Genomic DNA, 7,975 nt, shown 5'->3' on the forward strand with positions numbered 1-7,975 from the left:
GTTAGAGATTTAGTTCTCAATCTTTGTCAACTGGCTAATTTGGGCATTGGGAATGGGGCATTGGGTATTAGTTCTTTATTCTTTCTCCCCCTGCTCCCTTGTCTCCCTTATCCCAATTCCTAAAGTCCTTGCTTTTTCTTTAAAAAATCACCAATGGTTAATAGTTAAGAACTAAAGATAAAATGGTGAAGCCCGAAACGACAAAAATCGTTCATCGCCTAGAACTTTACCTGCCACCATGTCTGTTAATTCCAAGTTATACGAAGGCAAAGCAAAAATTCTCTATACAACGGACGATCCAGATGTCTTGTTGGCTGATTTTAAGGACGATGCCACAGCGTTTAACGCCCAAAAACGTGGCAGTATCCAAGAAAAAGGAAAAATTAATTGTAGCATTTCCAGCCAGCTTTTTAAACAGTTGGAAGCTTATGGTATAAAGACTCACTTTATTGACAGCCCTAGCCCGAATCAGATGCGGGTGAGGGCAGTAAAGATTTTGCCCTTAGAAGTAGTGATCAGAAATATTGCAGCTGGCAGTTTGTCTCAACAAACAGGCTTGCCAGTGGGTACAATTCTGAAACAGCCTTTGGTTGAATTTTATTACAAAAACGATCAGTTAGGAGATCCTTTGTTGACACGCGATCGCCTTTACCTTCTAAAACTAGCTACTGCGGAACAAGTAGATGCCATTACACATCTAGCATTGGAAATCAATGAATTTCTCAATAAATTTTGGCAACGATGCGGTATTACCCTAGTAGACTTCAAACTAGAGTTTGGTTTGGACTCACAACAGCAGTTGCTCTTAGCAGACGAAATTAGCCCTGACACCTGCCGTTTGTGGGATACCGCAGAAGAGGACTCAAACCGCCGGGTAATGGACAAAGACCGCTTTCGCCGGGACTTAGGAAATGTAGAGGATGCCTACCAGGAGGTTTTACAAAGAGTGCTAAAAGCAGTAGAAGCTACAAATTAAACAGGTAAAAGCCAAAAGATCAGAAGGAATTATATTTTACTTTTGCCTTTTGCCTTTTGCCTTGTAAAGTAAAAAAGCAAAAGAAAAAAATTATATTTTGAATTTTACCTTTGGCATCAGGGCATTATTGCCTTGTGATGGTGTGTGTGTGGTCGTGAAGAGGAATCATAAGTAAAATGCGTTTATCTCCCGTATTGCTGGCAGCAGTAGCAATTACAGTCCCTTTGGGCGGCTCATTGAGTGCAAATGCAGAAACCGCCAACAGTTCAAAACAGACAACAGAAGTTTTGACACTAGGAACAAATCAGCAGCCAGAAAAAAACACTAGTCAACAAGACTCTAGTAAGAGTCTTGAGCCTCTAACTAATCCCAAAGTAGTTATAGAGCAACCAAAATCCCGCATTGTCGCAGTTTACCCTGCTAATCCAGCAGCAATCGCAAAACCAGGGGTAATAGTGCCAACCTCCACAACGCCAAAAACTGCACAACAAACCCCTCAAATCAATCCCAGCCAAACTCAACAGCCCTCTCCCGCCCCAGATATCCCACCGCCAGAAATTCAACAACCAACGCCTTCCCAAACTCCTGAGACTACTCCAGTCCCAGAGAATGTCAATCCACCGACAACGGAACCTTTATTACCCACAACTCCAGAACCATCTACCGCTCCAGACGTTCCATTCCCAGGTGGTCAACAACGAACACCGGCCCCAAGACCAGGTGCTACTCCCAGTCCGCAGAATGTTAACCCACAGACAACGGAACCATCTACCGCTCCAGACGTTCCATTCCCAGGTGGTCAACAACGAACACCGGCCCCAAGCCCAGGTGCTACTCCCAGTCCGCAGAATGCTAACCCACAGACAACTCCGGGAAATACTCAACCCAACACAGTCCCGGAAGCCAATGATCCCCGCGTACTGGTGTCAGAAGTAGTAATTAAATCGCAGGCTGGGCAACTATCGCCAGAACTGGAAGAACAAGTTTACAGAGTAATTCGTACCCAAGCAGGACGAACGACAACTCGCAGCCAACTGCAAGAAGATATTAACGCCATCTTTGGAACTGGCTTCTTCTCCAACGTCCAAGCATCCCCAGAAGATACCCCCTTGGGAGTGCGGGTGAGCTTTGTTGTACAGCCTAACCCCATCCTGAGCAAGGTAGAAGTGCAAGCTAATCCTGGTACTGGTGTTGCCTCCGTATTACCAGCTAATACTGTCGATGAAGTATTTCGGGAGCAATATGGCAAAATCCTTAACTTGCGTGACTTGCAAGAAGGTATTAAGCAGCTAAACAAGCGATACCAAGACCAAGGTTACGTGCTAGCCAACGTGATTGGAGCGCCACAAGTCTCTGAAAACGGAATTGTTACCTTGCAAGTAGCAGAAGGTGTAGTAGAAAACATTAGAGTCCGATTCCGCAATAAAGATGGTCAGGAGACAGACGAGAAGGGACAGCCAATTCGGGGACGGACACAAGATTACATCATTACCCGAGAACTAGAGTTGAAGCCAGGACAAATATTCAACCGCAACACGGTGCAAAAAGACCTACAGCGCGTGTATGGGCTAGGACTGTTTGAAGATGTGAATGTCTCCCTCGACCCTGGTAGTGACCCCAGCAAGGTCGATGTAGTAGTGAATGTAGCTGAACGTAGTAGCGGTTCTATTGCGGCTGGGGCAGGGATTAGTTCTGCTAGCGGACTTTTTGGCACAGTTAGCTATCAACAGCAAAACCTAAACGGCAGAAACCAAAAACTGGGGGCAGAAGTACAGGTTGGAGAACGGGAACTGCTGTTTGATCTGCGGTTTACAGACCCCTGGATTGCAGGAGATCCTTACCGGACTTCCTACACAACCAATATTTTTCGCCGCAGTTCCATTTCGTTGATTTTTGATGGCAAAGATGAAGATATTAGAACATTTGACCCAAATAATCCCACTAATACCGATTCTCAGGATCGCCCCCGCATTCTCCGTGTAGGTGGTGGTGTCACCTTTACTCGTCCCCTGTCTACCAATCCTTACAAAACTTCCGTCTGGACTGCCTCAGCCGGTTTACAGTATCAAAGAGTTTCTGCCCGTGATGCTGACGGCAATCTCAAAACAACAGGAGCGGTATTCAATAATGATGGAGTTCCTCTTGACCAGAATGGAAATCCCACTCCCAATGGTCAACCACTCGAAATTCCACTTACCTTGTCTCCCGGAGGTCAAGACGATTTACTACTACTGCAACTAGGGGCACAACGCGATCTCCGTAATAACCCCCTGCAACCCACTAGTGGTTCTTATCTCCGCTTTGGGGTTGACCAGTCGGTTCCCATAGGACTAGGCAATATTTTCCTCACCAGATTCCGGGGTAGCTACAGCCAATATTTACCCATCAAGCTGATTAGCCTCAGCAAAGGAGCGCAAACCTTAGCATTTAACCTGCAAGCAGGAACCATCCTTGGCGACTTGCCTCCCTACGAAGCTTTTACTCTTGGGGGTAGCAATTCCGTCCGGGGTTATGAAGAAGGAGCATTGGGTAGTGGACGCTCTTACGTGCAAGCATCAGTTGAGTACAGGTTTCCAGTTTTTTCAGTAGTCAGTGGCGCACTATTTTTTGATCTTGGCAGTGACCTGGGAACTAGTACTAGGGCGGCTGAGGTGTTAAACAAAAATGGTAGTGGCTTCGGCTATGGTCTTGGCGTTCGCGTTCAATCTCCACTGGGGCCAATTCGTATTGACTACGGTATCAATGATGATGGGGATAGTCGGATTAATTTCGGGATTGGGGAAAGGTTTTAACTTGTCATTGGTCATTAGTGAATCACAAAGGACAAATGACAATTATCTTTTTTGGATTAGCTTGCTAATTTTTACATTTACCTCAATACTGTTCCGATAAAGGCATTAATGACATTTTTAGGGGAATATCAGGGATTTTACCAAAACAGACGATGAACAATACTAAACGAAATATATTGATATTGACTTTTCGGCTATGCAACAGCACACTGTAGCAGGTGAAATCACCCAAATAGGGGTGGGATTGCATAGCGGTGTGAATACCCAAGTGCGGATACTACCAGCTGAGGCAGGAAGTGGACGCTACTTTGTGCGGGTGGATTTACCGGATTTGCCGATTATTCCAGCCCAAGTTGCGGCAGTTAATCACACTGTTCTCTCAACTCAGTTAGGCAAGGGTGAAATATCTGTTCGCACGGTAGAACATTTGTTGGCAGCGCTTTCGGGTATGGGTGTGGATAACGCCCGAATTGAAATTGACGGGCCAGAAATCCCGCTTCTAGATGGTTCAGCAAGTGTGTGGACAGCCAACATTGTCCAAGTAGGCTTAGTATCACAACCTGCTAAAAACCAAGTTCCCTTGGCTGTTACAGAACCCTTATGGGTCTATCAAGGAGATGCCTTTGTATGTGCCCTCCCAGCACCAGAAACTCGCTTTAGTTACGGTATTGATTTTGACCTACCTGCCATTGGTAATCAATGGTATAGTTGGTCACTAACCAGTGAACCAGAAAAAGCTTCTGCTAGCTTTGCTGCGGAAATTGCTCCTGCCCGTACTTTTGGGTTACTGCATCAAATTGAACACTTACAAAAAACAGGGTTAATTAAAGGTGGTAGTTTGGATAATGCACTCGTTTGCGGGCCAGATGGTTGGCTAAATCCACCATTGAGATTTGCAAATGAGCCAGTCCGTCATAAAATCTTGGATTTAGTAGGAGATTTAAGCTTACTAGGAACTTTTCCTATTGCTCATTTCTTAGCGTATAAAGCCAGTCACAATTTACACATTCAACTGGCTCAGAAAATTTTAGATTTTGGATTTTAGATTTTGGATTTACTCTAAAGCTTAAAATCTAGGATTATTAAGGCTTTCGATATACGCCTACCTGCTCAACTTTCAGAGGAAAAATTAACCACAGGGCCAATGTCAATACTGACTGAAGTGAATACAATCGATCCGACTACATCTACTGAACTACAAACTATAAATGAGACTAAGATCGTTTCTGACATTAAAACAACTTTCACCTCTGAAGAAATTCAGGAATTGCTACCCCACCGCTACCCATTTTTGCTTGTAGACAAAATAATTGACTACGTTCCAGGTAAAAAAGCAGTTGGCGTTAAAAATGTCACTATTAATGAACCCCAGTTTCAAGGACATTTCCCCGGTCGTCCACTGATGCCAGGGGTACTAATTGTGGAAGCAATGGCACAAGTTGGAGGCATTGTTCTCACTCAAATGTCTTCGGTAGAAGGCGGGCTATTTGTCTTTGCTGGTATCGATAAAGTTCGCTTTCGCCGCCAAGTTGTACCGGGGGATCAACTAGTAATGACGGTGGAACTGTTATGGGTAAAACAACGTCGTTTCGGTAAGATGCAAGGTCGTGCCGAAGTTGACGGTCAACTTGCTTGTGAAGGGGAATTAATGTTTTCTCTAGTCAACTAAAAGTTTGCTTTCGTGGTGTGGGCATAGCCGTGAAATGCCCTTACTGAATCCTAAAAAAGGATAACAGTTAAAAAAATCCACAACAGCATCTGATTAACTTCTTGATTTTCTACGCCCTCCCTACGAGATGCTACTCGAACACACTTAACTTGCTTTGTCCGACACTTTCATTCACTGAAATACTTCACGCTCTACCAGTCGCCTCGATGGGAAGGCAGTGTAACTCTCTCAACCAGAGTAATATGCTGCCTCATAACCCTTACCTGGCGCTGACTTATTAAGACAGTTCTGGAGATTCACCCTTGAAAACGCTAATTCATCCAACTGCTGTAATTCATCCGAAATCGGAACTCCACCATACAGTGCAAGTCGGTGCCTATGCTGTGATTGGAGCGCATGTAAAAGTGGGCCCTGAAACAATAATCGGCGCTCATGCTGTGTTAGAGGGGCCTTGTGAAATTGGGGCGCAAAATCAGATTTTTACAGGTGCAGCCATCGGCATGGAACCCCAGGATCTCAAGTTTGTGGGAGAACCAACTTGGGTCAAAATTGGTGATAACAACTTAATTCGTGAGTACGTTACCATTAACCGCGCTACCGGTGCTGGTGAAGCAACGGTAATTGGCGATGGTAACTTGCTGATGGCTTATGTCCATGTAGCTCATAATTGCGTAATTGAAGACCAGGTAGTGATTGCCAATTCTGTAGCATTGGCAGGTCATGTCCATATAGAGTCACGCGCTAGACTAAGTGGGGTTTTAGGTGTCCACCAATTTGTGCATATTGGTAGACAAGCAATGGTGGGAGGTATGGCACGGATTGACCGGGATGTGGCCCCATATATGCTAGTGGAGGGAAATCCGGCGCGAGTGCGAACCCTCAACCTTGTTGGACTTAAACGGTCTGGTATGGATTCAGCAGATTTGCTTGTGCTGAAAAAAGCCTTCCGCATTCTCTACCGTTCTGATTTGTCCTTTAAGGATGCCTTGGAACAACTGGAACTGTTAGGGGATAGCGAACAATTGCAGCATCTGCGCCGTTTCTTGCTACTTTCTCAGATGCCAGGGAGGCGTGGCTTGATTCCTGGTAAGGGGAAAAAAGGCGTGAGTGATGAATCGTGAATTAAGGAGTTAGGAGTTATGAATTATGAATTAGGAGTTAGGAGTTATGAATTAAGAATTAAGAATTAAATTTTTAACTCCTCACTCCTAACTATTCATTCCTAACTCCTAAATTCTAAGTTTTTACTAATTATCAATTATCAAATGCGGATTTTTATCAGCACTGGCGAAGTATCTGGCGATTTACAAGGGTCGCTGCTAATTACAGCGCTGAATCGTCAAGCTGTGGCGATTGGGTTGGAATTAGAGATTGTGGCGCTGGGTGGCGAAAAAATGGTGGAGGTTGGGGCAATTCTGCTGGGCAATACCAGTAGTATTGGCTCAGTGGGTATTCAAGAGGGGCTGCCTTATATTTTACCGACTCTCAAGGTACAACGACGGGCGATCGCTTCCCTAAAGAAAAATCCACCTGATTTGGTGGTGTTGATCGATTATATGACTCCCAATCTGGAAATTGGGACTTATATGAAACGGCATCTGCCAGATGTGCCTGTGGTGTATTACATCGCTCCCCAAGAGTGGGCTTGGTCAATAAGTTTGCGTAGGACTAACCGGATTGTTGGTTTTACAGATAAGCTCTTGGCAATTTTCCCACAAGAAGCCCGTTACTTTCGTGAGAAAGGGGCACAAGTTACTTGGGTAGGGCATCCTTTGGTTGACCGAATGCAAGACGCTCCCAGTCGCCAAGCCGCGCGTACAACACTGGGGATTGCTCCAGAACAAATTGCGATCGCACTTCTCCCCGCTTCTCGCCACCAAGAACTAAAATATCTTTTACCAATTATTTTTGAAGCTGCCCAAACTCTTCAAGCTAAATTACCAGAAGTTCATTTCTGGATTCCCTTATCTTTGGAAGTCTATAGACAGCCAATTGAAGAGGCTATTGAGCGTTACGGTTTGCGGGCGACAGTTTTATTAGGTCAACAAAAGGAAGTTTTTGCTGCGGCTGATTTAGCTATTAGTAAATCTGGTACCGTCAACCTAGAACTGGCCCTGTTAAATGTGCCGCAAGTTGTAGTTTATCGCCTAAGTCCCCTGACTGCTTGGATAGCTCGTAAAATACTCAAAGGTTCCATAGCCTTTGCATCGCCACCTAATTTAGTAGTGATGAAGCCAATTGTGCCAGAATTTTTACAAGAACAAGCTACAGCAGAGAATATTATCCAAGCCGCAATGGAACTGCTACTCAATCCCAGTCGCAGACAGCAAACTTTGGCTGATTATGAAGAAATGCGGCGGAGTTTGGGAGAAGTTGGCGTGTGCGATCGCGCTGCTCAAGAAATTTTGCAAATGCTACCGGGGATAGGGACTGGGGAGGGACTAGGGACTAGGGACTAGGGACTAGGGACTAGGGACTAGGGACTAGGGACTAGGGACTAGGGACTAGGGACTAGGGACTAGGGACTAGGGACTAGGG

The 7,975-nt window shown here is 45.1% G+C and carries 6 protein-coding genes; all 6 read left to right on the plus strand.

The annotated features are described in order from the left end of the window. Nucleotides 1-238: 238 nt before the first annotated feature. The 6 genes from purC (at nt 239) to lpxB (ending at nt 7,896) form a co-directional block, all read left to right on the plus strand. Nucleotides 239-976, plus strand: a complete 738-nt coding sequence (purC, locus tag V7K55_RS22770) for a phosphoribosylaminoimidazolesuccinocarboxamide synthase (protein ID WP_334834930.1) — start codon at nt 239-241, stop codon at nt 974-976. 176 nt (nt 977-1,152) lie between these two features. After that, a complete protein-coding gene (locus V7K55_RS22775) occupies nt 1,153-3,768 on the plus strand; it encodes a BamA/TamA family outer membrane protein (protein ID WP_334834931.1) in 2,616 nt (871 codons plus the stop codon). Nucleotides 3,769-3,964: 196 nt separating this feature from the next. Continuing rightward, a complete protein-coding gene (lpxC, locus tag V7K55_RS22780) occupies nt 3,965-4,813 on the plus strand; it encodes a UDP-3-O-acyl-N-acetylglucosamine deacetylase (protein WP_334834932.1) in 849 nt (282 codons plus the stop codon). 99 nt (nt 4,814-4,912) lie between these two features. Then, nucleotides 4,913-5,437, plus strand: a complete 525-nt coding sequence (gene fabZ / locus V7K55_RS22785) for a 3-hydroxyacyl-ACP dehydratase FabZ (RefSeq protein ID WP_094331408.1) — start codon at nt 4,913-4,915, stop codon at nt 5,435-5,437. A gap of 302 nt (nt 5,438-5,739) precedes the next feature. Continuing rightward, entirely contained in the window at nt 5,740-6,558 is an 819-nt protein-coding gene (gene lpxA, locus V7K55_RS22790; protein ID WP_094331409.1) for an acyl-ACP--UDP-N-acetylglucosamine O-acyltransferase, read from the plus strand. 144 nt (nt 6,559-6,702) lie between these two features. After that, the gene (lpxB, locus tag V7K55_RS22795; protein ID WP_334834933.1) at nt 6,703-7,896 is read left to right on the plus strand and encodes a lipid-A-disaccharide synthase; all 1,194 of its coding nucleotides are present in this window, start codon (nt 6,703-6,705) and stop codon (nt 7,894-7,896) included. Nucleotides 7,897-7,975: the final 79 nt, after the last annotated feature.

This window comes from Nostoc sp. (assembly GCF_036919895.1).
In the GTDB taxonomy this organism is placed as follows: domain Bacteria; phylum Cyanobacteriota; class Cyanobacteriia; order Cyanobacteriales; family Nostocaceae; genus Nostoc.

Coding starts and splice junctions, on each gene's coding strand:
- purC (WP_334834930.1), top strand. CDS start 239: ATGTCTGTTAATTCCAAGTTATACGAAGGCAAAGCAAAAATTCTCTAT.
- V7K55_RS22775 (WP_334834931.1), top strand. CDS start 1,153: ATGCGTTTATCTCCCGTATTGCTGGCAGCAGTAGCAATTACAGTCCCT.
- lpxC (WP_334834932.1), top strand. CDS start 3,965: ATGCAACAGCACACTGTAGCAGGTGAAATCACCCAAATAGGGGTGGGA.
- fabZ (WP_094331408.1), top strand. CDS start 4,913: ATGTCAATACTGACTGAAGTGAATACAATCGATCCGACTACATCTACT.
- lpxB (WP_334834933.1), top strand. CDS start 6,703: ATGCGGATTTTTATCAGCACTGGCGAAGTATCTGGCGATTTACAAGGG.